Source organism: Deinococcus koreensis, assembly GCF_002901445.1.
GTDB lineage: Bacteria > Deinococcota > Deinococci > Deinococcales > Deinococcaceae > Deinococcus > Deinococcus koreensis.
On sequence record NZ_PPPD01000002.1, the window covers coordinates 208,973 to 231,924 of the forward strand.

Here is a 22,952-nt window from a genome sequence, read left to right on the forward strand (position 1 = left end):
AAGGCTCAAGATCTTTTAACCTTCTGCCATCAGCTCATTTCGCTTTCTTGCCCGTCGCCGCTTCCCACACCGAGTACGTCACGGCGCCGGCACTGGGCGCACTCTTCAGGATGCCCAGGTCGGTCAGGAGCCTGACGTTCGCCTGGTAGGTGGCGGGGTCGAGGTAGCCGGCCATGCCTTTCAGGGTCGGGCCGGCCTTGTACAGCTTGGCGATCTCGGCCATCTGCCAGGTCTGGTGCCCGGCCGCCGAGGCGCGCGTGCCCGAGCCCTTGCAGGTGTTGCCGCAGTTGACCAGCACGATGTTCACCGCTTCCTTCTGGTTCGCCACGGCGTAGTTCCAGCCCTTGATGGTGGCGCGCAGCAGCTTGGCGGCGACCTGCTGGCCGCTGAGGCCCGAGCCCTTGAAGTTCTTGGTGTCCAGCACCTTCTGGGTGGTAAACATCAGGTCTTCGAGGAGGTTCACCCCGTTGTCGGCGGCGTTCATGACGTTCAGCTTGTCCAGCGGATAGCCCAGGCCCACGATCTGGTTGACCTCGTTGTAGGTCATGGCCGACACGGCGTCCACCTTGTCGGGGAAGACCAGGCTGGGATCGAAGGGGTAGGTCACAGCCTGCACGCTGGGGTTGCTGACGGTCGAGTCGAGGCTGCTGGTCATGTTGTTCCGCTTGAGCAGCGCCACGGCCGGGTATTCATTGCCGCTGGGCCACACGCCCACCCGTTTGCCCATTAGGTCGGCCGGCTTGGAGATGTTCTTGGTCTTGAGGCTGACCAGCGTATAGCCGCTCTTCTGGAACAGCTGCGCGATGTGTACGACCGGCAGGCCCTGCTGGCGGGCGGTCAGCAGATCGGTGATCCAGGTCGTGCCGAAGTCGGCGGTGCCCGTGGCGACCGTCTGGATGGGCGACTGATCCCCGATGGGCAGCAGCGAGACGTCCAGCCCCTCGGCCTTGTAGTAGCCCTTGGCCTGCGCCACGAAGAAGCCGGCGAACTGCGCCTGCGGGAACCACTTGAGCTGCACCTTGACCGGCACGTCGGCAGCCCGGGCGTTGGCGAAGGTGGCGGCGGCGAGGGCGAACAGGATGGCTTTCTTCATGGGAACCTCCGGGGAGTAAGGGGTCTAAAGGTCTAACAGTCGAACGGTCTAACAGGGGGCGGTCGTTCGACGGTTAGACCGTTCGACCGTTGGACGTCCTTCTGCTGGCATGCCAGCCGGTGTAGCGATGTTCGATCCACTGAATGATGGCGTAAAACGCGATGCCCAGTACCGAGGCGACCACGATGGCGGCCCAGACGATGTCGAGGTTAAATCTCCCGGCCTCGATCTGGATGCGGAAGCCCAGCCCCCGCCCCTCGGTGCCGAAGAACTCGCCCACGATGGCGCCGATCATCGCCAGGGTAGAGGCGATCTTGAGCGCGTTGAACAGGAACGGGAGGGCCGAGGGCACCCGCACCAGCGCGAAGGCCTGGGCGGGCGTCACGGCGTACGTCCGCATCAGGTCGAGCAGCAGCGGGTTGGCGCTCTGCAGGCCGCGCACCACGTTCACCACGACCGGGAAGAAGACGGTCACGGCCACGATGATCGCCTTGCTCGTCCACTCCAGCCCGAAGGCCTTCACGATGACCGGGGCCAGCGCGACGATGGGGATGGAGGAGAACAGGCCCGCGTAAGGGAGTGCCCCGCGTTCGAGAAAGGGGAAACGCACCGCCGCCAGCGCGACGAGGATGCCCAAGACCGCGCCGCACAGGTAGCCGACCAGCGTCTCCTGCACGAAGGTCACGCGGGCATCCTGCAGCAGCACCGAGCGGGCGTTCCAGAGCGCCTGCATCACCCGCGTGGGCGTCGGGATCAGCCCCGGTGGGACGCCATAGGCCCGCAGCAGCGCTTCGACGGCGATCAGCGCCAGCCCAGCCGCGATCAGCGCCGGGATCAACCCCTTCGTGCGGGCAGCCACCGCGCTCAGGCCCAGTCCACCCGCAATGATTCCCACCAGCGTCAGGCCGAGGCTCAGCGCCTTGCGCCCCGGGGGCACCCCGTCCAGAGCGTAGGGCCAGACAGTCCACACCGCGAGGAGCAGCAGCACGAAGCCCAGCGCCAGCAGGGCCCCGCCCAGGGCCACCCGGCTGCGTGCCCGCACCGCCGTCATCGGGACTGTCCCGCTCGCCACGGCGTCACCCACCTTTCGACCAGGCCGATCACGCCCACCAGCGCGATGCCCAGCGCCGCGCCGTAGAGCATGATCACCCACAGCGCCAGCGTGTCCGACGCCCGCGAGTTCTCCGCGAGCATCTTGCCCAGCCCCGAGTAACTGATGGTGCTGATCTCCGCCACGATGGAACCGATCAGCGCCGCCGTGGCCGCCACTTTCAGCGAGGTGAACAGGAAGGGCAGGCTGGCGGGCAGCCGCAGCTTCCAGAAGACCTGCGGCCCCGAGGCCCGGTACGTCCGCATCAGGTCTTCCTGCATGGGGTCGGGCGAGCGCAGGCCCGCTGAAACCCCCACCGCCACCGGGAAAAAGGCGATGTAGGCGGCGATCAGCGCCTTGGGCAGCCAGCCCTGCACGCCGTACTGCCCGAGCACCACCGCCAGCATGGGCGCCAGCGCCACCACCGGCACCGTCTGCGAGGCGATCAGCCAGGGCAGCGTGATCCGCTCGAAGGCCCGCGAGGCGACCAGCGCGACCGCGAGGATCACTCCCAGCACCGACGCGATGATCAGGCCCACCAGCGTCTCACCGGCCGTGACCAGCGTGTTGTACGGAGCACTCGTGGGCGCCATCGGCGGCGTGCTCATGGTGCGGAAGCTGGCGGCCAGCTGTGCCGGGGCGGGCAGGGTGGGGTTGCGGAGCTGCGTGGCGCACGAGATGGCCGTCATACAGTCCAGCTCGGCGCCCGAGTCCAGCGTGCGCTGTGCCTGAGCAGCGTTCACCCACAGCATCAGCGGCCAGTACAGCGCCAGCACGACCACGGCCACGATCAGCATCGGGCCCAGGTTGCCTGCGCTGCGAGCTGGTACCCGCTTGAGCACCGTCACGACTTACTCCTCGACATCGAAGCCGTGCCCTTTGCGCAGCAGCTCGCGCACCCTTGTCGCCAACTCGAAGAAACGCGGCGACTCGCGGGTCTCCTGGCTGCGCGGGTGCGGCAGGTCGATGTCCACCACGCCCTCGATCTTGCCGGGCCGCGAGGTCATCACGACCACCCGCGTGCTCAGGAAGACCGCCTCGGTGATGCCGTGGGTCACGAAGACCACTGTCTTGCGGGTCTCCTGCCACAGCCGCAGCAGCTCGCCGTTCAGCTTCTCGCGGGTGATCTCGTCCAGCGCGCCGAAGGGCTCGTCCATCAGCAGCAGCGGCGGGTCGAAGGCCAGCGCGCGGGCAATGGAGACCCGCTGCTGCATCCCGCCCGAGAGCTGCCAGGGGTAGCGGTCGGCGAAGCCCTCCAGCCCGACGAGTTCCAGCATGGCCTGCGCCCTCGCCCGCCGCGTCTCTTTCGGCGTGTCCATCACGTCCAGCGGCAGCAGCACGTTGTTCAGTACGGTGCGCCACTCCATCAGCGCGGGCGCCTGGAACACGTAGCCGTATTCGCGCGCCTGCCGCGCCTGGGCGGGCGTTTTGCCGCCGATCAGCAGCTCGCCCGAGGTCGGCGTGATCAGGTCGGCCATCAGCCGCAGCAGCGTGGTCTTGCCGCACCCGCTGGGGCCGATCAGCGAGATGAACTCGCCGGGCCGGATGTCGAGCGAGGCGTCCTGCAGGGCCACGGTGTCGCTGCCCGCGCCCCGGAAGACCATGTTCAGGTTCCGCAGGTGGACGGCGGCGGCTTCGGTGGTGGGTGGAAAGGAGGTCAACCGTGCCCCCCGTGGGGCGTGCGGCGCAGCAGCTGTCCGCGCGCCGGATCGCCCACGAACCCGCCGTCCCGCACCGCGACCTGCCCGCGCACCGTGACCACGCTGGGGCGCCCGTCAATGTCGAAGCCCTCGAAGCCGCTGTAGTCGTTGTTGACGTGGCTGGTCGCGGCGCTGATCTTGCCGCGGTACGCCGGATCGTAGATCACCAGATCGGCGTCCGAGCCCACGGCGATCTCGCCCTTCTTCGGATACAGGCCGAAGATCTTCGCCGTGCGCGTGCTCGCCGCGTCTACGAAGCGGTGCAGGGTCAGGCCGCCCCGGCTGACGCCGTAGGTGTACAGCAGGTTCACGCGGTCCTCAATGGCCGGGATGCCGTTGGGGATGCGCGTGAAATTGCCGTCGCCCATGCGCTTCTGTTCCACGTCGAAGGGACAGTGGTCGGTCGCCACGGTGTCGATCTCGCCCCGGTCGAGCGCCGCCCACAGCGCCGCCTGATTCGATCGGTCGCGCAGCGGCGGGCTCATGACGTGCTTGGCGCCCTCCACGCCCGGCCGCTCCGCGAAGGTCTTGTCCAGCAGGAAGTGGGGAATGACCGACTCGATGTGGATGTTCACGCCGCGCGCCCGGGCGTCCAGCGCGGCCTTCAGGGCTTTCGCGTTGGAGAGGTGCACCACGTAGCCCTCGGCGCCCGTCATCTCCAGGAAGGTGGCGAAATGGGCGGTGCCCTCGGCCTCGACCTGTTCGGGGCGGCTGGGCTCGTGCCACTCCGGGCCGGTCTTGCCCTCGGCCAGCAACCTGGCCTGCAGTTGCGCCACCAGCTCGGCATTCTCGCAGTGCGCGGTGACGACCACGCCCAACTCTTTGGCGAGCGTCAGCGTCCTGAACAGCGCGGCGTCCTCGATGCCGAAGGCGCCCTTGTAGGCCAGGAACACCTTGAAGGAGGTCATCCCGCCCGCCACGAGTTCGCGCAGGTAGCCCTCCGTCGCGTCGTTCCAGGCCGTCACGCCGAGGTGGAAGGAGTAGTCGCAGGCGCTGTGCCCCTCGGCCATGCCCGACCACAGGTGCCAGGCGTCCATCAGATCCTCGTTCCCGGCGGGCGCGAGCATCTCGATGTATGTCGTGGTGCCGCCGATGAGCGCGGCCTGGCTGGCGGTGGCGTGGGTGTCCTTGGCGAACGTCCCCATGAACGGCAGATGCACATGCACGTGCGGGTCGATGAAGCCGGGGAAGACATACTTGCCGCTGGCGTCGATCACTTCCGCGCCGTCCGGCGCACTCAGGTTCTCCCCGATCTGCGCGATGGTCTCGCCCTCGACCAGAAGGTCGGCCTTGTAGCGCTGGTCTGCCGTGATGATCTCGCCGTTCTTGATGAGCAGGGTCATGAAGGGGGGCCTCCTGGGGCGAAGTCGGCTGGGGTGAGGACATTCACACTGAACCGTTTGAAATCTGGAGCATTCAGGGTCAGGATGCCGTCCAGACCGTGGGCGAGGACGGCAGCGGCCAGGCGGGCGTCGTGGCTTGGCCTGCCAGATACGCCGAACCGACTGACAAGTTCAAGCCAGCGGTCATAAATGGCTGGCGTGTCTGGCAGAAACGTCAGCCAACCAGATAAGTCATCCACGGCTGATCTGGCGCGCTCCGGCGAAAACCCCATACCGTTGGGGGCGCCGACGGGCCGGGTCATGACTGACCACAGTTCGTAGACGCATTGGGGCACCACGACCATCTCGTGCCCAGACCGGCTGAGGGTGCGAATGAGGTCAGTCGCCTCGTTATGACCTGGCGAGCCGGTGTTCACGAGTCGCGCTGGAATGTTGGTGTCCAGGAGCAGTCTCATCAGTCGTAGATGTCGTCCCGGACGTTGTAATCTGCTGGCCAGGCTGGGCCGTCTGACTTTGGCAGCAGCGACAGGAAAGCGTCTACGGCCTTCGCTCTTTCCTCCGGGTCATCGATTTCGCTGAGACGCCTGGGCACCAGCCTGAGGGTGATGCGATCACCCTGAATCGTGACTCGGAAGGTCTGACCGAGCAACAGGGCAAGAACGTCAGGCGCGCCGTGTAAGCGGCCCTCGCCATCAATCCTGATCACCGTCTGCTCTCCAGGCGCTTCGAGTTCTCGCGTAGCCACGTTCCCCCCTCTCCCGATGTCTGTCCACCCAGTCTAAATCAGTGGATCTCGATGCCCTGTTCCTTGCGGTAGGCCATCATGGCGTCCCAGCTCTGGGCGATTTCGGGGCGCTGGGCGGTGAGCTGATCCCAGGTGATGCTCTCGCGGCCGCTGGGCACGCTGACCATCTCGATGCAGCCGTCCACCGGACAGACGTTGGCGCACAGGGCGCAGCCCACGCAGTCGGGCTCGCGCACCACGGGCTGTGGGCGGGTGTCGGCGACCTGGCGGCCGTTCACGCGCGGATCGAAGCCGGGGTTCACGCGCACGCCGTCTGCCGACACAAGGTCGATGCACTGGTGCGCCGTGTCGTTGCAGGCCACGTAGCACAGGTTGCAGTTGATGCACTTGTCGGGATTGATGCGCGCGACCGCCTGATACGCCAGATCGAGTTCCCCGAAGGTGCTCGTCTGCGGCAGGGCGCGGCCCGCGAAGTCGTAGATGGTGGCGAAGCCCTTCTCGTCCATCCAGTTGCTCAGGCCGTCGATCATGTCCTCCACGATGCGGTAGCCGTAGTGCATGGCGGCCGTGCAGACCTGCACCGAGGTCGCGCCCAGCAGGATGAACTCGGCCGCGTCGCGCCAGGTGACGATGCCGCCCATACCGCTGATGGGCACGCCGCTCCCGCGCACCCCCGCGTCGCTCATCAGTTCGGTCAGCATGTTGAGCGCGATGGGCTTGACCGCCGGGCCGGCGTAGCCCCCGTGGGTGCCGCGCCCGCCGATGTTGGGCGTGATCTGCAGGGTGTCCAGGTCGATCTTCATGACCGAGTTGATGGTGTTGATGAGCGAGAGCGCGTGCGCCCCGCCCGCGAGCGCCGCGTGCGCCGGGTCGACGATGTGCGTGATGTTCGGCGTAAGCTTCACGATCACCGGCAGCCGCGTGACCGACGTGACCCAGTGCGTGTTCAGCTCGCACATCTCCGGCACCTGGCCCACCGCCGCGCCCATGCCGCGCTCGCTCATGCCCTGGGGGCAGCCGTAATTCAGCTCGATGCCGTCGGCGCCGGTATCCTCGATCTGCATCACGATGTCTTTCCAGGCCTGCGGGTCGGCGTCCACCATCGCGCTGACGACCACCGCCCGGTCGGGCCACATCCGCTTCACTTCCGCGATTTCGCGCAGGTTCACGTCCAGCGGGCGATCCGAAATCAGCTCGACGTTGTTGATGGCGAGCAGGCGCTGTCCGGCGATGCTCAGGCCGCCGTAGCGGTTGGAGATGTTCAGCACCGGGGCGCCGATGGTCTTCCAGACCGCCCCGCCCCAGCCGTGCTCGAAGGCCCGGTGGATCTGATGGCCGGAGTTGGTGGGCGGCGCCGAGGCCAGCCAGAAGGGGTTGGGGGCGCGGATACCGGCGAAGTTGATGCTCAGGTCAGCCATAGGCGGCCTCCTCCCGGGTGGGGGCAGTGAGCTGCTGGTGGATGGCGGCGGCGGCATACTTCCCGTCCTGCACGGCCATGACGGTGCTGGCGGTGCCGACGGCGCGGATGCAGTCCCCGCCGGCGTACACGCGCGGCACGCTGGTCTGGAGCTGGTCGTCCACGGCGATGTAGCCCTTCTCGACCGTCAGGCCCAGCGCCGTCGCCAGCGCGGGCTTCTCCTGCCCGATGGCCTTGACCACGCCGTCGCAGGGGATCACGAACTCGGAGCCGGGCAGCGGCCGGGGGCTGGGGCGACCGGAAGCGTCCGGCGTGCCCAGCACCATCTTCACGCACTCCAGGCCGGTGACCTGGCCTGAGTTGTCTGTCACCACGCGCACGGGCTGGGTCAGGAACTGGTACTGAATCCCCTCGTGCAGCGCGAATTCGTACTCGTGGCGGTAGGCGGTCATCTCGGCCTCGGTGCGGCGGTAGACCATCGTGACCTCCGCGCCGTGGCGCCGGGCGACCGTCGCGGCGTCGATGGCGGTGTTGCCCGCGCCGATCACGGCCATCCGCGCGCCGATCCTGAGCACCTGGGGGTTCACCTTGCTGTCCTCGATGAACTGCAGGCCGTCGATCAGGTGTTCCTCGCCGGGGATGCCCATCGCCGGCACGGCGCCCAGGCCCACCGCCAGGAACACCGCGTCGTATTCGGCCAGCAGGATGTCGAGATCGGCGGCGCCCACGAGTTCGCGCCCGGTCTGGATGTCCACGCCCAGCGCCTTCACGGCCTCGACTTCCCGCAGCGAGACCTCCACCGGCTCGCGCAGCACGATGATGCCGTAGGTGCTCAGGCCCCCGCCCAGCTCGCGCTTCTCCAGCAGCGTGACCGCGTGCCCCAGCTTGGCGAGTTCGGCGGCGGCGCTGATGCCGGCGGGGCCCGAGCCCACCACCGCGACCTTCCGACCCGTCGGCGCCCCCGGCTGGAAGACCTGGATGCCGCGCTCCTGCACGTGGTCGACCGCGTAGCGCTGCAGCCGCCCGATGGCGATGGGCTTCTCCTCCGAATTCAGCACGCAGGCGCCCTCGCATAGCTCCTGCACGGGGCAGACCCGGCCGCAGGTGCCGCCCAGGAAGTTGGCCTCCAGGATCGTGCGCGCCGAGCCGCGCAGGTTGCCCGTGCTGATCTTGCGGATGAAGGTGGGGATGTCGATGTGCGTGGGGCAGGCCTGCAGGCACGGCGCGTCGTAGCAGTACAGGCAGCGGTTGGCCTCCACGGTCGCCTCGTGGGCGCTCATGGGCGGGAACGTTTCGGCGAAGAGGGGGCGAAGCGGCGGGGAAAGGGCGTCGTCCATGGGGTAAGCCTCCTGTGGTGCTCCGGGCTGCTGGGGCCTCCCTGACCGCCTGGGCAGCGGGTGGGAAGCGGTTCAGACCCTCACAGGAGACGATTAACCGCGGTGCCGGCATGCTAGAGGGTGAATAAAGAAAAAGTCAATGGCAAATCCTGCGCCGATCTGGTGGAGCCGAAAATCCCCCCTGAGGCGGCATGGACACGAACCCGCAGTGGTCGGGAGGGTGAATCTCTATACACAAGAGTGCATAAAAACGCTTCTGGACTCGTGAGACCGGTGGGGCACGGAGGCGGGCAGAATCGGAAGGGGTGTTGTGACCTTCATGGTAGCAAGTCCGGGGCCGGAGCGGCAGTCCGGGCCGGGCCGTTCAGGCGCCCGCAAGAGGGGAGGGCCCGGAAGAGGAGGGCCCAGAAGAGAGGAGGGCAAAGAGAGGGAGGGAGACTCCGGTGAGCCTCCCCCCTGGACCTCAGCCGCGCCCGGTCAGCGCGTGTAGCTGCTGTGCCACAGCCCCGTAGAGCCGTCGCCCACATGCACCATCACGAGCTGGGAGCCGAATGGGGCGATGCCCACGCCCACCGAGCTGGACTGCCCCTCGACCGGCACGTTGGGGCGCCAGGTGCCGTCGAAGATCGAGTGCCAGATCTGGTTCGAGCTGTTCCCCAGGTGCAGCAGGTGCAGGCGGCCCTGGAAGGCGGCCAGCGCGGGAACCCCGTGGCTCTGCTGGTGCGGTATGCGGACGTTCGGTGTCCAGCCGGCGCCGTCGAAGGTGGAGTGCCAGAGGTCGTTCGATGAGTCCCCTAGGTGAACCATGTGCAGCAGGCCGCCGTGCACCGCCAGCGCGGGCGTGCCCCGGCTCTGCTGCGCCTCGATGCGGACGTTGGGCGTCCACGCGGCGCCGTCGAAGGTCGAGTGCCACAGGTCGTTGGAACTGTCGCCCAGGTGGACGAGGTGGAGCAGGCCGCCGTACTCGGCCAGCGCGGGCGTCGCCTTGCTCTTCTGACCGGGGATCTTCACGTTCGCCGACCAGCTGGCGCCGTCCGAGACCGAGTGCCACAGGTCGTTGGAGGAGTCGCCCAGATGGACGAGGTGCAGCCCGCCCCCGAAGGCCGCCAGCGCGCCGGGCACCTTGCTCTTCTGTCCGGGAATGCGGACATTTGGCGTCCAGGCGGCGCCGTCGAAGACCGAGTGCCACAGGTCGTTCGACGACCGGCCGATGTGCACGCGGTGGAGCAGTCCACCGAACTCGGCCAGGGCGGGGGTGCCGCGGCTCTCCTGGCCGTCGATGGGCGTGTTGGGTGTCCACGCCGGGTAGTAGGCATGCAGCGTCTCGATGTCGCCGGCCGAGAAGTTCTGTGCCCGACCGATGTTGGCGAAGGCGCCGAGAAAGCCGCCCGTCGCTGGTCCTGGCGAGAGGACTGGCGTCATCGCGGTCTTGGCAAAGAAGAACGGCCCGTAGTGCATCACCGAGTCGTAGTCGTAGAGGCCGCTGTCGTCGGCCGAGTCGGTGCGCTTCTCGAAGTTGTGCCCCTGACCAGCCTGGATCTGGTCGTCGTGGACGGTCACGAACAGGTCACGGTCTTCACGGGACTGCTCGTGCATGATCCCGGCCGCGTGGCAGACCTCATGAACGATCGCGGCGGCCAGGTTGCGGCTGCCCTGGTCGATGAGGGAGTGCCACAGGTCGTTTTCAGTGTCGCCCAGGTGCACGACATGCACCCGCCCCCCGAAGGTCGCCAGCGATGGCGCCGCCTTGCTCTTCTCCTCGGCCAGCCGCACGTTCGGCGTCCAGGCCGTGCCGTCAAAGGTGGAATGCCACAGGTCGTTGGAGGTCTCGCCCAGGTGCACCAGATGCACGGCCGTCCCGTCGAAAGCCAGCGCGGGCGGCGCCTTGCTCGCCTGACCGGGAATCCTGACGTTCGGCGTCCAGGCGGCGCCGCCCAGGGTCGAGTGCCACAGGGCACTGGACGTGTTCCCCAGGTGGACGAGGTGCAGGCGGGTGCCGTCCGAGACGAGGGCGGGCGTGCCCTTGCTCTGCTGGCCGGGAATCTTCACGTTGGTCGACCACTTCGTTCCGTCGAAGACCGAGTGCCACAGGTCGTTGGACGTGTCGCCGAGGTGCACCATGTGCAGCCGCCCGCCGTGGGCCGCCAGGGCCGGCGGGGCCTTGCTCTGCTGGCCGGGAATCTTCACGTTGGTCGACCACGAGCTGCCCCCGAACACCGAGTGCCACAGGTCGTTGGAGCTGTTGCCCAGGTGCACCATGTGGACGCCGCCCGTGAAGGTCGCCAGGGCGGGCGCGGCCTTGCTCTGCTGGCCGGGAATCCGCACGTTGGTCGACCATTTCGTTCCGTCGAACATCGAGTGCCACAGGTCGTGCGAGCCGTTGCCGATGTGCACGAGGTGGATGCTGTTGCCGGTGGCCGCCAGCGCGGGCGAGGCCTGGGAGCGCTGGCCCGGAATGCGCTGCTGGCGGCTGGCGCCGATATCGCAGTAGACGCCCTGCTCGCCGCCCTGGCGACCCACGGCGCTGTGCAGGTTGGCGGCGGCCTCGCGCAGGCGCACGTAGTCGCCCTCGCCGGCGCGCGGAACGAGCGGCAGGGGGGCCTGCGCGTTCCACAGGTCGATGCCCCGCTGGATCTCCTGGCGCCCGGCGCTGCCCTCGGGGAAATCGGTGTCGTCGATCACGTACGGGATGCGGCGGCCGGGCCAGCGGTGGCCGGTGTCCGTGGAGACGAGGCCCATCAGCGGCCCCCCGAGAATACGAAGTCAGTCGTAGATGTCGTCATGGCGCTCTCCTGTGGGGTGGTGCGGATAGGGCGGGGTGGGGGCAGGCGCCGGGCGCAGGTGCGCGTCGAGAAAGGCCAGCACGTCGTCCTGATAGGCCCGCAGATGCTGGGGGCCGATGACGCTGCGGTGCCCGGCGCCGGCGACCTCGATCAGGCGGGTGCCGGGTTCGGCGGCCCCCTGCAGGCGGCGGGCGTTGTGGGGCGCCACCAGCCGGTCGGCGTCGCCGTGGACGAGCAGCAGGGGCCGGCCGCGCAGCTCGGCCACCGAATCGATGGGCCGCATCTGATCCACCCGGCCCCGCGCCCGGCGCTGCGCCAGCCAGAGGGTCAGCGGGGCCAGCGGAAACGCGGGCAGCCGGGTCAGGGCGCGCACGCCGTCGGCGACGTTTTCCGCGAGGCTGGCGGCGCAGGAGATCGAGACCACCGCGCGCACCCCCCCGTCCCGCGCGGCGGCGCGCAGCGAGGCGGCGGCGCCCATCGAGTGCCCCAGCAGGGCGAGGCGGTCTCCGGCGACCTCCGGACGCGTTCTCAGGTAGGCCAGCGCCGCCAGCACGTCCTCGGCCTCGTGCAGGCCAAAGGAGCTGACCTCGCCGTCCGAGCGGCCGTGCTGGCGCAGGTCGAACAGCAGCACCCCGTGGCCCCGGGCGTGCAGGGCGCCGGCCAGGGGCAGCAGGTGGCCGCGGTGGCCGCCGGTGCCGTGGGCGAGCACCACCGCGGAACCGCCGCGCTGGGGGGGCGCCGCGAACCAGCCCCGCAGCGTCAGGCCGTCGGCGGTCGTGAACTTCACGTCTTCCCAGCGCCCGATGCCGAAGCGGCTGGGCAGATGGGTCGAGAGCGTGCGCGGTGGGCGCACCAGCCGGTTCGCCTGGGTGTGCGCCAGGTACGCCACGGCGCCGGCCATCACCGGCAGCGGCGCCAGCACCAGCCCGCCGAGCTGCGCGGCCGTGGGCATCACGGGGCACCGGCCAGCGTGGCGCGGCCGACCGACTGAAGAGTGAAATGGGCCGATTGGAACATATCAGACCTCCCTCTGGGAACGGGCCCCCGGCACCGCTCAGTACCGCTCAGCGGGCGGCCTCGACTCCCGGCGGCGAGTCTCCGGTGGGCCCGGTCAAAAACGGATCAAAAGGCGGCGTGGCCCGTGGGCCCGGCGCAGGGGCCGCCCGGTTCGGCGGGGCTGGGCGCCGCCGCCGTCTCGGCCCGCGCGGCGGCGCTGGCCTGCACATCGGCCTGATACACGGCCCACTCGTCCAGCGGGGCGCGCCGAATGTCTCGCAGCGCTCCACGGGTGGCGTCCTGGGCGCGTTCGGCCACGATGCGGGCCGCGATGGCGAACAGGGAAATGGTCATGGGGCTCCTCCTGGGAGGGTCGGCCGGGACTGGCCGCGAAGGGGGCCGAGCCGGGCACGGTGCCCGGTGCGTGCCGCCGGACAGGCGGGCGACCCGTGCCGAGCCTAGAAACGTGAGCGCGCACGCAGTCAAGCCCCTCGTCTGGGCCCGGTTCCCCGTGCTGGATACCCCTCAAATTCGACGTCCAGCACGTCTGTGAGCCCGGACAGGCTCCGAGCTGATCTCGAAGAAGCCCTCCTCTTCCCACCCCCAACCTTCGAGCGCGCTCACAGGTGGATACTGAACCCATGACCGAGAGCTATCCCATTCAGGAGGCCGCGCGCCTGAGCGGCGTCACGGTGCATACGCTGCGCTACTACGAGCGGGTCGGGCTGCTCGCGCCGGTGGGCCGATCCGGCAGCGGGTACCGGCTGTACACGGGGGGCGACCTGGGCCGGGTGCGCTTCCTGACCATGCTGCGCCGCACCGGCATGCCCATCGCCCAGATGCTGGCCTTCAGCGAGCTGGAGCGGCAGGGCCAGGCCAGTTTCGGGGCGCGCTACGCGCTGCTGGAGCGCCACCGCGCCGAGCTGATGGCGCGCATGGCCGAGCTGCAGCGGCACCTGTCGTATCTGGACGAGAAAGTCCGCTACTACTGGGATCTGGAACAGCGCCAGCGCGAGGCGGGCGACAACCGCGCCTCGGCCTGAGGGACGAACTCAACAGCGTTCCATTTGTTCCGTTGCCGAACGGGGAGGGCATCCGTTCGTCCACTCCACGTCCGGAACGCTTTTCTTTCCCTCTCTCCGTATGTATTGAGCTGTGACCGTCTCACAACTCAACCGGACTCCTTCTCACCCCACCGCGCGGGGCGTCAGGAACAGCTCGGGGGACTCGGGCAGGGTCTCGCCGATCTCGGCGTGGCGCTCGCGCTGCTGGCGGTAGAGCGCGGCCGCGCTGCGGGGCTGGCCGCTGAGGTGCAGGGCGGCCAGGGTGAGGCGAAGCGCCTCCTCGTCGTAGGGCTCCATCTCCAGCAGGATGGCGCCCAGGCGGGCCGCCTGCGCCGGGTCGCCCTGGGAGAGCCGCTCGGCCTGGGCGCGCAGCCCCAGGGTCAGGGCCTCGCGCGCGCGCGGCAGCCAGCCCTCGCCGAGGCCCTGCAGGTACGGCCCGCGCCACAGGCCCCCGTCGCCGCTGCCCAGGAAGGCCTCGGCATCCGACTCGACGTGGCCCAGCGCGTAGCCCGTGGGGGTGCTCAGCACCGCCTGGGCCCCCACGGACGTGCGGATCAGGTAGACCTGCTGGCGCAGGGTGGCGCGGGCCTGCGGCTCGGGCTCGCCGGGGTAGAAGGTGTCCAGCAGTTCCAGCGTGCCCACCTCGGCGCGGCCGCTCAGGCGGGCCTCGAGCAGGTAGGCGAGCAGTTCGGTGCGCCGCCGCCCCCGGTAGCCCACCCGCTCGCCGCCGCGCTCGACCACCACCGGCCCCAGCACCTTTAGGCAGGCCGGCGCCGGGCTGGGGGCGGGTTCCGGCGCCGGCGCGGATGAGGCGGCCAGCTCGGGAAAGGCCCGGCGCGTCAGGGTGGCGAAATTGACGAGGTCGTGCGCCTCGAACCACGCCAGCCGCCCGGCCGCCCGGTCGGCGCGCCCCGCGATCCGGTCGCCGGAGAGCCCCACCTCCTGCGCGGCGTCGAGGTTGCCCTGGGCGATCAGTTCGGCCTCCAGGGCACCCAGCTGTTCCAGGGCCACCTCCGGCTGCCCCGCCGCCTCGTGGGCCTGCGCCAGGGCGAAGCGGGCGAAGGCCGTCTGGGTCGGGTTGCCCATGCCCTGCGCGAGTTGCCCGGCCTCGGTGGCCAGGGCCAGCGCCCGGGCGGCGTCGCCGAAGCGGGCCTCGGCGAACGCGGCGTGGCACAGGCTCCAGGCCAGCTTGCGCTCGCCGCTGAACTGGCGGGCGCCGCTCAGGGCTGCGTGGGCGTGGCGCAGCGCCAGCACGCCGCCGTGCGGGGGGGCCCAGTCGCGGTACAGCACGCTCAGGCGGTACTCGCACTCGATCAGGTGCTCGCTCGGCCCGTGGCGCGAGAGGGTGGCGCGGCATTCCAGCAGCAGTTCCTCGGCGCGCTCGTAGTCGCCCAGATCCAGGTGGGCCTCGGCCACCGCGACCTGGGCGCGGGTCACCGCCAGCCCGTCGCCCAAGTCGGCGTGCAGGCGCAGCCCAGCCCGCAGCTCGGCCAGCCCCTCGCGGCGGCGGTTGATGTCCCCCAGCACCACGCCCCGGTGCACCAGACAGCGCGCCTCCAGCGCCCGCAGCCCGTGTTCCCGCGCCAGCGCCAGCGCCTGAGCGAAGGTCTGGGCCGCCGCCTCCATCTCGCCCCGGCCGTACTGGATGTTGCCCAGCACCTCGATCAGCTCCCCACGGATCTCGGCCCCCAGCGTGGACGAGTCCAGGGCCCGGCTCGTCAGCGCCGCCGCCTCGGGCATCCGGCCCTGCTGGGCGAGGGTGCGGGCGACGGTGGCGACCACCTCCGGCGCCGGGTTGTCCCGCAGCTCCGGGCGGCCTTCCCAGAGCTGCAGGACGCCCAGCTGGTCGTCGGCGAGCCCGCGCAGCTTGAGCAGCCGCTGCCACCAAGCGGGGGTAAAGCGCCCGGGCAGCGGCCACTGGCCGTGCACCTCCTCGGCCCCTGCCAGATCGCCCTGGCGGGCCAGCAGCTCGGCGACCAGCGCCCGCGCCCCGACGTGCTGCGGCGACTCGTCGAGCGCCAGCCGGGCCAGCCGCAATGCCCCCGGCAGGTCGCTGTGCTGCAGCCCCTGGGCGGCGGCCAGGGCCAGTTCCAGCCGCGCGGCGCCCGAGGTGTAGCGCACCCCCGACGCCCGCAGGCGCGCGGCCTCGGCGGGGCGGCCCAGGTCGTCGGCCTCCTGCGCCGCCGCCACGATGACCTGCAGGGCCACCTGCGGCTCCAGGCCGGCCGCCTCGACGAAGGCCGCCGCCCGCCGCCGGTCGCCCGCCAGGGCCCCCAGGGCGCGGCGCGCGAGCTGCTGGCGGGTCTCCGGGAGCAGCCCGGCCACGATCACCTCGCGGTAGAGCGGGTGGCTGAAGTCGTGGCCAGTTAGGACGCCCGAGCGCCGCAGCGTGCCGCTGGCCGCCCTGACCTCGGAGGGCGGCAGGGCGGCCACGCTGGCCCATACGGTGTCCAGCTGCTCGCCTGGCAGGTCGTCCGGCAACACGGCGCGGGCCTCCAGGGCGCCGCGCACCCCCGCGTCGCGGCCCAGTTCGGCGAGCTGCTGCCCGATCAGCGCCTCCACCGTCACGGGCATGAAATCGGCCGGCGGGGGGCGCCAGTGCCAGCGCGTGCCGTCACTCCACACCGAGCCCTGGCGGGTCAGGTAACGGGTGAACTCCAGCACAAACAGCGGATTGCCCCGTGTGCGCTCCTGCAGCCACTCCAGGGCCTCGGGCGGCAGCGGCAGGTTCAGCCGGGAGAGCAGCAGGTCGCCCGTCTCGGCCCCGCTCAGCGGCGGCAGGCGGGACGACACGAAGGGGGCCGGCGGCTCGTGGCGGCCGCTGACCAGCAGGCCCACCCCGCGCGTCCCGGCCACAGCGCGCGCCAGCGAGGTGATCAGCGCCGTGCGCTGGGGGTCGGCCTCGTGCAGGTCGTCCAGATGCAGGACGAAGGGCGAGAGCCCGACCAGCGCGGCGACCAGGGTATCGACCAGCGCGGCGCTGTCGGTGGGCTGGCCGGCCACCAGCCGTTCCAGGTGGCGCTGGGCCCACAGCGGCCATTTCTGCGGCAACGGCAGGGCGTGGATGAAGGCGGAGACCGGGCTGCTGGCGGGCAGGCTCAGGCTGGCGCAGGGCAGGGCGCGCAGCAGTTCGGCGGCGGCGTGGGTCTTGCCCAGGCCGGGCGCTCCCCAGAATCCCAGCGCCACGCCTCCCCGCCTGGAGACCACCGCCCGCAGCGCCCGGAGGACGGTCTCCCTCCACTCCTGCCGCATTCCGCCCTCCTCTGGCCGAGCCTGCCCCAGGTCCAGCCGCCGTGGTCTCTGCTCGCCAGTGGCCGCAGTTTACCCCTGGCGTCCCGCCCACCGGCGGCTTCCGGGGCCCGGCTTCACTGGATCGGCTGGCTGCTGCTCGCCGGTATCGGCTTCGTGCCTTTCCGCGACATTCCCGACAAGTCACTGATCCGGGCGTCAGTCTGGAGCGGCCTGCCCGTCGGCCGGCTTGGAGACTCGACCCTGGATGGTGAACAGCGATCGCCTGCCGCAGGTTCGCCCTGGACGCCTTCTCGCTTCAAATCAAGCCACGGATCAGTCCGTTGCACCAGCAACTCATTTGAAGTTGAAGTGAGCGACAGGTGTCTGACCTGTCGGTTGGTTCGGCGTTTTCACGCTCCCCGGTGAGATCGGTGCAGCGCCGTCCACCTCCCGCCGCCCAGGGCGCCCCGCCGGGGAAGGCTCAAGGGGTCTTGGCGTGATCGGGCGCCTGGCCACACGGCACGCCCCGACAGTCAGGGGATGACTTCGCCCACTCCCACCACCCTGCCCACCTCTCAGGGCCGCGCCGGTTCTTCGTTCCATCACATCCGGCGCGGCCAGGGCAAGCCGCTGCTGTTGATCCATGGGCTGGGCAGTTCCTGGCAGACCTGGGCGCCGGTTCTGGCCGGACTGGAGGCGCAGCGTGAGGTGATCGCCGTCGATCTGCCCGGCTTCGGCCACACGCCCCCGCTGCCCGGTGAAGTGAGCATCGCCACGCTCGCCGACGCGCTGACCGATTTTCTGAGGCGCGAGAACCTCCTGGGCATCGACGCCGTGGGCACCTCGATGGGCGCCCGACTGGTGCTGGAACTCGCGCGGCGCGGGGGCGTCCTGGGAGCGGTGGTGTCGCTTGACCCCGGCGGGTTCTGGCAGGGCTGGGAACGGGGCTTCTTCTACAGCACGGTGGCGGCGTCCATCCGGCTGATCCGGGCGCTTCAGCCGGCCATGCCCGCCCTGACGGCCTCTCCCGTCGGCCGCAGCGCCCTGTTCGCCCAGTTCTCCTCGCATCCCTGGGCCCTGGCGCCGGAACTCACCCTGACCGAGATGCGGAGCTTCGCCGCCTCGCCGTCTACCGACGAACTGCTGCGCAACCTGGCATTCGGCGAGGAGCAGCGGGGAATCCCCCGGGGCCGGTTGGAGCACCCTCTGGTGATCGGCTGGGGTCGCTGGGACCGGGTGTGTCTGCCGGTCCAGGCATCGAGGGCTCAGGAGCTGTTTCCCGACGCCCGGCTGCAGTGGTTCGACCACAGTGGCCACTTCCCGCACTGGGACATGCCCGCACAGACGCTGCGATTGATTCTGGACACCACCGCCTGACCGGGCTGCCGACTGTCCATGGCGTTCCACCCTCCAGGGCCGAAGACCCGAGCCGGCCGACGGGCAGGCCGCTCCAGACCGACGCCCGAATCAGTCGGTGAGACCGCCTCCCTGGGCTGGTTGTACATCCTGCTGGTCGCCGGCGGCGCGGCGGCGGGGCCCTGGCGGCTCTCCAGCCACTGGAAACACGGCTCCGCCCTGGGGTGGACATTTCGCTGGACGCCATCACCTTTTTTTCCTGATCCGCACGACCGGCCTGCCCTATGCCCGGGGCGACATCGGCCCCTGGGGGGAGCCGGCCGGCATCGTCGCCCGGCTGCTGGAGGCCGCTGTGAGACCTGAAGGGGTCACTGGCCTCCGCTGTGCCTGCTCCCCCTTGCTCCTCTGGTCAGAGAGGCTCTCCCGCTGCCCGGACGCTGTTCCCGTGGCCCCTCCGCCGGTGGAGCGCGGGCCGTTCTCCGCCCTGCACGCCCCTAAATCTCGGCGATCTCCGTGTCGGAATCCAGTTCCTGGCCGGCGTGGGCGCGCTCCAGCAGGGCGACCCGCTTCTGGAACTGCGAGAGGGCGTAGCCGATCAGCTCGTCCAGATCGGGCCTCAGGGCCGCTCCGTCCAGCTCGGGGCGCCCCAGCGTCTCGGGGATCACCCCCAGCGCGTGCGGCAGCAGCTCGTCCATGCGGGCCTGGATGGCCGGCCAGACGGCCTCGTCCTGCCGGATCAGCCGCGAGAGCAGGTGCAGTCCGTAGGCGATGTGCCGCGATTCGTCGCGCTGCAGCAGCGTGATGCCCTGACACACGCCGGGCATCAGGCCCCGCCCCTGCAGCATGGTGCGGATCGCCTGATAGCCGGTCTCGGCGAGCACGCCCTCGACGATCATGTTGTAGGTGGTGCTGGCCCGCGCAAGGGCCAGTGGGGAATCGTCGCTCAGCAGGGCGCCCAGCGCGCCGGGCAGCTCCTCGTAGAAGACCGTGCGGTAGGCCGGGCCGTGCCAGCCGCTCAGGTCGCCCTGCAGGGTCATGACCTCGCGCTGCACGCGTTCGAAAAACTCGGTGTGCTTGGCTTCCTCGAACAGGAAGGTGGTGAGGTACAGCGCTTCCTCGGTCTGCCCGCTGCGCGACACCGCCAGCATCAGCGGCAGCAGTTCCAGCGTCACGGCTTCCTCGCCGCCCACGAACAGGCTGGTCAACGCGCCCAGCATCGCCTGCGAGGGGGCGTCCAGGCCCGCCCAGTCGCGGGCGTCCTGGGCAAAGTCCAGGTCAGCCGGGTTCCAGATGCCGAGCCGCTTGGCCTTGTGGTACAGCCGCATGGGCAGGCTGCTGTGGTTCAGCCCCGCCTGCACCGCTTTCAGGTGAACTGCGGGCGTGGTCATGTTCCCCCCTCCTGGCGGGTTTCGTAGGCGGCGCGGTAACGGGCCTGCAGTTCGGGCATCAGCGGCAGCAGCGCCAGCGCCTGGGTCAGCCGGCCGACCGCCCGGATCTGCCCCAGCGCGAGGGCGGTGGGCACGCTCAGTTCCCCCATCCAGAAGCGGTGGCCGGTGTCGGCGCTGGACGAGAAGGTCACGTCGGCGGCCGCGCTGGTGGGGTGATCGCTGAAGGCCGCGCTGATCTGTCCCGGCACGGCCGAGAGCAGCATCACGAGCTCGGGATCGTGGTAGGCGAAGCCCACCCGCAGGCCCGACTCGGTCAGGGCCCGCGCCGCCGCCGTGTCCTGCGCACCGTCCAAGACCTCCTCCAAGACCGTCTGAAAAGCCCGCGCCGATGAAAAGACCGTCATGTCATCTCCCCAGGGCTGCTCCGGACTGGGCAGTCCGGCGACCCGTGCCCACGCCCGCGCGCTGTCCGCAGCCTGGCCTCCCTATCCTAAAGGAAGTCTTAACGCTGTGCCGCCCGGCTCAGGGCAGCGCCACCGCCGGTGCCTGAACCACCGAGCCACTTGTCGGCGTGAAGACAGGGCTGGTCACCCCACCGGCCCGTACCTGCACGCTGCCCTCCGGAAAGCGCATGAAGCCGTAGCGGCCCTGTCCGTCGGTGGTCGTGGAGGCCAGCACCCCGCCCTGGAGGTTCAGGAGTTCCACCGTGCGCCCGCCGATCGGGCCGCTGGCGACCGTGATCTGGCCGCTGATGGCGCGCAGTTTGTCCGGATTCGGCCGCTCCCAGCGGGCCGCGCGCTCGAACGGGCCGCCCGCGCCGCTCAGCCCCGCAGTCAGTTCAGGGATAACCTGCTCCTTCGTGCGCGTCCCGGCGTTCACGTCGGCGTCGGGGGTGCGGTAGGAGTAGCCGGCCCAGCCGCTCAGTCCGGCCTCGCGCGTGGCCCCGATCTGTGCCACGCTGCCGGGCTGGAAGTTCAGGTAGATCGCGCTGCCGCTCACCTGCGCCACGTCCGGGTTCACGGTCAGCATCTGCCGGGCGAACGCGTTCCACTGCCGGAACCACAGCGCCTGATCCGCCACGTGCTCGCGCTTGTAGTTCATCATCACGTTCACGTCCAGGTAACCCTCGCGCACCCAGGTCGCCCAGTCCTGCAGCACCTCCTTCGCGGTGCGGCTGTCCAGGAAGCCCGCCTCGTCGGCCGGGCCGGCGCCGTAGGTGATGGTCGCGGCGTTCACGCTCACGTCGGGCTTGACGGCCTTCACGGCCAGCGCGGTCTCGCGCACCAGATTGGTGATCTGCTGGGTGCGCCACGCGCTCCAGACCGGGTCGCCGGGCAGCGGCGTGCCGGCCGTGCCCGTCTCGGCGCGGAAACGCTCCAGCGCGACCTCGTTGTAACCCCAGTTGTTCGGCCCGCCCACCGGGTTGAAGTCCGGGTAGCGCACGCGGTCGAACTGCACGCCGTCCACGTCGTAGTTCTTCGCCACCGACACGTACATATTGCGGATGTACTCGGCGGCGTCCGGATGACCCGGGTCGAGCAGCCAGTCGGCCCCGGCCTTCAGCGTGCCGTCGTTCTTCACCATCAGCCAGTTGGCGCGGCCGGTGGTCGTGGGGCCATGCGCGTTGAAGGCGTGCGTGGGGTCGGTCGGCGGCACCACGTTGTTCCAGATGGCGGTCGTGATGATCCAGGCGTGAACCTGAATGCCCTGGGCGTGCGCCTTGGTGATCAGGTCGGCCAGCGGGTCGAAGCCGGCGGGCACGGCGGGGTCGTCCGTGCGCGGCATGGCGGCCAGGGTGCAGTAGCAGTCGCCCCGGCGCCCCACCTGCGCGAACAGGACGTTCACGTTCATGGCCTTCGCCTCGCCCACCAGCGTATCGATCTCGGCGGGCGTCTTGAGGCCGGGGCCGAACGCGTCCACCCACAGGCCGCGCAGCTCGAGGGGGGCGGGCGCGGGCACCGGCGTCTGTGGGCCGCAGCCTGCGAGCAGGAGCGCGGCGAGCAGGGCGAGGCGGCGGGGAAGCAGGCTGGTCGAACCGTCTGTGGACATGGGACTTCTCCTGTCGGGGCGCGGTGGAGCAGGGCGGAAAGACGACGGGCGGTGACAGTGACGGGGAAGTGAAGGGCGGGGAGGTGAAGTCTGACTTGAAAGCTGTGGGAGAGCCCCAGCATACCGGCTCTGGCTGAGCGGCCGGGACTCAGCGGCCCGGGCTCAGCGGCTCTGGGTATCGGCGGCGTCGCGCAGGGCGTCGCCCATGAAGTTGAAAGCCAGTACGGAGATCACGATCAGCACGCCGGGCAGCAGCAGCCACGGATAGAGGTTCAGGGTCTCGAAGTTCTGCGCGTCCTTGAGCAGCAGGCCCCAACTCGTCATGGGCTCCTTGATGCCCAGCCCCAGGAAGCTCAGCGCGCTCTCGCCCAGGATGTAGCCGGGCAGCGCCAGCGTGGCGGTCACGATCAGGATGGAACTCAGGTTGGGCATGATGTGGCGCAGGATCACCCGCAGGTCGCTGGCGCCCAGGCCGCGCGCCGCCTGCACGTAATCCATGCTGCGCGCCGAGATCACCTGCCCGCGCACCACCCGCGCCAGCCCCGCCCAGCCGATCAGGGACAGCACCGCGATGATGCCCAGGTACACCAGCGTGGACGGCCAGCGCGCCGGGATGATGGTGGACAGCGCCAGCAGGATGGGCAGCCGGGGGAACGACAGCAGTACCTCGATCAGCCGCTGCAGGAGGTTGTCCACCCAGCCGCCGAAATACCCGCTGACTCCGCCCAGCACGATGCCGATGGCAAAGGAGATCAGCACCCCGATCACGCCGACCGTCAGGCTGACCTGCGAGCCCACCAGCATCCGCGAGAGCAGGTCGCGGCCGAACTTGTCGGTGCCCAGCGGAAAATAAAAGCCGCCTTTCACCCCGAAGAGGTGCCACTGGCTTTTAAAGACGCCCAGCAGGTTGTAGCGCGACTCGGCCGGGTCATCGCCGCGCACGAGGAAGAGGATGGGCAGGGGCCTCGATTTGTCCTCCGCGAAGGTGGACTTGAAGGTCACGGGATCGCGCGATTTCTTGAAGCCGTAGACGAAGGGCCGCGTGAGCTTGCCGTCGTGAACCAGATGGACGGCCTGCGGGCGCTGGTACGGAAACTCCTCGTGCTGGGCGGTGATGGAATAGGGCGCGAGGAAACCCGCGAAGGCGGCGATCAGGTACAGGGCCACGATCACCCAGAAGCTCAGCACGCCCACCCGGTTGCGCCGGAAGCGCCGCAGGGCCATCGCGAGCGGCGTCTGCCGGACTTCACCGGACGCGGCGGTGGGGGAGAGGGTGGCGGTCATGGCCGGGCGCTCCACTGCTTGCGCCGCCGTGCCTTCCATTGAGCTGGTGCCGCCGAAAGGCACAGCGGCACCAGAT

General features: G+C 70.0%; 19 protein-coding genes. 2 read left to right on the top strand and 17 right to left on the bottom strand.

Annotated features, from left to right (window positions below; genetic code table 11):
* Positions 1-34 precede the first annotated feature (34 nt).
* The 12 genes from CVO96_RS17460 to CVO96_RS17510 all read right to left on the bottom strand — a co-directional run bounded on the left by CVO96_RS17460 (position 35) and on the right by CVO96_RS17510 (position 12,858).
* Positions 35-1,093, bottom strand: coding sequence for an ABC transporter substrate-binding protein (locus CVO96_RS17460; RefSeq protein ID WP_103313726.1), 1,059 nt, complete (start codon positions 1,091-1,093; stop codon positions 35-37).
* Between the two features lie 73 nt (positions 1,094-1,166).
* Positions 1,167-2,144: an ABC transporter permease gene (locus tag CVO96_RS17465; RefSeq protein ID WP_103313727.1), complete on the bottom strand. Its 978-nt coding sequence runs from the start codon at positions 2,142-2,144 to the stop codon at positions 1,167-1,169.
* Positions 2,141-3,031, bottom strand: coding sequence for an ABC transporter permease (locus CVO96_RS17470; RefSeq protein ID WP_243398484.1), 891 nt, complete (start codon positions 3,029-3,031; stop codon positions 2,141-2,143). The genes CVO96_RS17465 and CVO96_RS17470 overlap by 4 nt, the downstream gene beginning before the upstream one ends.
* A 3-nt stretch (positions 3,032-3,034) precedes the next feature.
* The gene (locus tag CVO96_RS17475; protein WP_243398485.1) at positions 3,035-3,844 is read right to left on the bottom strand and encodes an ABC transporter ATP-binding protein; all 810 of its coding nucleotides are present in this window, start codon (positions 3,842-3,844) and stop codon (positions 3,035-3,037) included.
* Positions 3,841-5,226: a dihydropyrimidinase gene (gene hydA, locus CVO96_RS17480; protein WP_103313729.1), complete on the bottom strand. Its 1,386-nt coding sequence runs from the start codon at positions 5,224-5,226 to the stop codon at positions 3,841-3,843. The genes CVO96_RS17475 and hydA overlap by 4 nt, the downstream gene beginning before the upstream one ends.
* Positions 5,223-5,681 (bottom strand): type II toxin-antitoxin system VapC family toxin, encoded by a 459-nt coding sequence (locus tag CVO96_RS20810; RefSeq protein WP_133161838.1) that lies wholly within the window; start codon positions 5,679-5,681, stop codon positions 5,223-5,225. The genes hydA and CVO96_RS20810 overlap by 4 nt, the downstream gene beginning before the upstream one ends.
* Complete coding sequence (locus CVO96_RS17485; protein ID WP_103313730.1) at positions 5,681-5,932, bottom strand: hypothetical protein; 252 nt, start codon at positions 5,930-5,932, stop codon at positions 5,681-5,683. The genes CVO96_RS20810 and CVO96_RS17485 overlap by 1 nt, the downstream gene beginning before the upstream one ends.
* A gap of 77 nt (positions 5,933-6,009) precedes the next feature.
* Positions 6,010-7,389 carry an NAD-dependent dihydropyrimidine dehydrogenase subunit PreA gene (gene preA / locus CVO96_RS17490; protein ID WP_103313731.1) on the bottom strand — a complete coding sequence of 460 codons (1,380 nt, stop codon included), beginning with the start codon at positions 7,387-7,389 and terminating at the stop codon, positions 6,010-6,012.
* A complete protein-coding gene (locus CVO96_RS17495; RefSeq protein ID WP_103313732.1) occupies positions 7,382-8,725 on the bottom strand; it encodes an NAD(P)-dependent oxidoreductase in 1,344 nt (447 codons plus the stop codon). Before CVO96_RS17495 ends, preA begins: the two co-directional genes overlap by 8 nt.
* Before the next feature lie 477 nt (positions 8,726-9,202).
* On the bottom strand, positions 9,203-11,464 hold the full coding sequence (locus CVO96_RS17500) for a M12 family metallopeptidase (protein ID WP_103313733.1): 2,262 nt from the start codon (positions 11,462-11,464) through the stop codon (positions 9,203-9,205).
* Positions 11,465-11,488: 24 nt separating this feature from the next.
* Positions 11,489-12,460: an alpha/beta hydrolase gene (locus tag CVO96_RS17505; protein WP_103313734.1), complete on the bottom strand. Its 972-nt coding sequence runs from the start codon at positions 12,458-12,460 to the stop codon at positions 11,489-11,491.
* Positions 12,461-12,630: 170 nt separating this feature from the next.
* A complete protein-coding gene (locus CVO96_RS17510; RefSeq protein ID WP_103313735.1) occupies positions 12,631-12,858 on the bottom strand; it encodes a hypothetical protein in 228 nt (75 codons plus the stop codon).
* Between the two features lie 287 nt (positions 12,859-13,145).
* Here CVO96_RS17510 and CVO96_RS17515 point away from each other — a divergent pair, with 287 nt between their 5' ends.
* Complete coding sequence (locus tag CVO96_RS17515; protein WP_103313736.1) at positions 13,146-13,547, top strand: MerR family transcriptional regulator; 402 nt, start codon at positions 13,146-13,148, stop codon at positions 13,545-13,547.
* Positions 13,548-13,691: 144 nt separating this feature from the next.
* Here CVO96_RS17515 and CVO96_RS17520 read toward each other — a convergent pair whose 3' ends face one another.
* Complete coding sequence (locus CVO96_RS17520; protein ID WP_103313737.1) at positions 13,692-16,820, bottom strand: AAA family ATPase; 3,129 nt, start codon at positions 16,818-16,820, stop codon at positions 13,692-13,694.
* A gap of 519 nt (positions 16,821-17,339) precedes the next feature.
* On the opposite strand from CVO96_RS17520, the gene CVO96_RS17525 reads away from it, so the two are divergent.
* On the top strand, positions 17,340-18,176 hold the full coding sequence (locus tag CVO96_RS17525; RefSeq protein WP_103313738.1) for an alpha/beta fold hydrolase: 837 nt from the start codon (positions 17,340-17,342) through the stop codon (positions 18,174-18,176).
* A 473-nt stretch (positions 18,177-18,649) separates the two neighbouring features.
* On the opposite strand, the gene CVO96_RS17530 is transcribed toward CVO96_RS17525, so the two are convergent.
* From CVO96_RS17530 to CVO96_RS17545, 4 genes are all read right to left on the bottom strand, one after another.
* Positions 18,650-19,543, bottom strand: a complete 894-nt coding sequence (locus CVO96_RS17530) for a R2-like ligand-binding oxidase (protein WP_103313739.1) — start codon at positions 19,541-19,543, stop codon at positions 18,650-18,652.
* Positions 19,540-19,947: a hypothetical protein gene (locus CVO96_RS17535; protein ID WP_103313740.1), complete on the bottom strand. Its 408-nt coding sequence runs from the start codon at positions 19,945-19,947 to the stop codon at positions 19,540-19,542. The genes CVO96_RS17530 and CVO96_RS17535 overlap by 4 nt, the downstream gene beginning before the upstream one ends.
* Before the next feature lie 118 nt (positions 19,948-20,065).
* On the bottom strand, positions 20,066-21,592 hold the full coding sequence (locus CVO96_RS17540; protein ID WP_103313741.1) for a family 10 glycosylhydrolase: 1,527 nt from the start codon (positions 21,590-21,592) through the stop codon (positions 20,066-20,068).
* A 162-nt stretch (positions 21,593-21,754) separates the two neighbouring features.
* Positions 21,755-22,876: an ABC transporter permease gene (locus CVO96_RS17545; protein ID WP_103313742.1), complete on the bottom strand. Its 1,122-nt coding sequence runs from the start codon at positions 22,874-22,876 to the stop codon at positions 21,755-21,757.
* Positions 22,877-22,952: the final 76 nt, after the last annotated feature.

Bases quoted from the DNA above. Each gene is read 5' to 3' on its own strand.
- CVO96_RS17510 (WP_103313735.1), bottom strand. From the start codon at position 12,858: ATGACCATTTCCCTGTTCGCCATCGCGGCCCGCATCGTGGCCGAACGC.
- CVO96_RS20810 (WP_133161838.1), bottom strand. From the start codon at position 5,681: ATGAGACTGCTCCTGGACACCAACATTCCAGCGCGACTCGTGAACACC.
- CVO96_RS17465 (WP_103313727.1), bottom strand. From the start codon at position 2,144: ATGACGGCGGTGCGGGCACGCAGCCGGGTGGCCCTGGGCGGGGCCCTG.
- CVO96_RS17545 (WP_103313742.1), bottom strand. From the start codon at position 22,876: ATGACCGCCACCCTCTCCCCCACCGCCGCGTCCGGTGAAGTCCGGCAG.
- preA (WP_103313731.1), bottom strand. From the start codon at position 7,389: ATGGCTGACCTGAGCATCAACTTCGCCGGTATCCGCGCCCCCAACCCC.
- hydA (WP_103313729.1), bottom strand. From the start codon at position 5,226: ATGACCCTGCTCATCAAGAACGGCGAGATCATCACGGCAGACCAGCGC.
- CVO96_RS17530 (WP_103313739.1), bottom strand. From the start codon at position 19,543: ATGACCACGCCCGCAGTTCACCTGAAAGCGGTGCAGGCGGGGCTGAAC.
- CVO96_RS17535 (WP_103313740.1), bottom strand. From the start codon at position 19,947: ATGACGGTCTTTTCATCGGCGCGGGCTTTTCAGACGGTCTTGGAGGAG.
- CVO96_RS17540 (WP_103313741.1), bottom strand. From the start codon at position 21,592: ATGTCCACAGACGGTTCGACCAGCCTGCTTCCCCGCCGCCTCGCCCTG.
- CVO96_RS17520 (WP_103313737.1), bottom strand. From the start codon at position 16,820: ATGCGGCAGGAGTGGAGGGAGACCGTCCTCCGGGCGCTGCGGGCGGTG.
- CVO96_RS17495 (WP_103313732.1), bottom strand. From the start codon at position 8,725: ATGGACGACGCCCTTTCCCCGCCGCTTCGCCCCCTCTTCGCCGAAACG.
- CVO96_RS17460 (WP_103313726.1), bottom strand. From the start codon at position 1,093: ATGAAGAAAGCCATCCTGTTCGCCCTCGCCGCCGCCACCTTCGCCAAC.
- CVO96_RS17505 (WP_103313734.1), bottom strand. From the start codon at position 12,460: ATGCCCACGGCCGCGCAGCTCGGCGGGCTGGTGCTGGCGCCGCTGCCG.
- CVO96_RS17515 (WP_103313736.1), top strand. From the start codon at position 13,146: ATGACCGAGAGCTATCCCATTCAGGAGGCCGCGCGCCTGAGCGGCGTC.
- CVO96_RS17500 (WP_103313733.1), bottom strand. From the start codon at position 11,464: ATGGGCCTCGTCTCCACGGACACCGGCCACCGCTGGCCCGGCCGCCGC.
- CVO96_RS17525 (WP_103313738.1), top strand. From the start codon at position 17,340: ATGACTTCGCCCACTCCCACCACCCTGCCCACCTCTCAGGGCCGCGCC.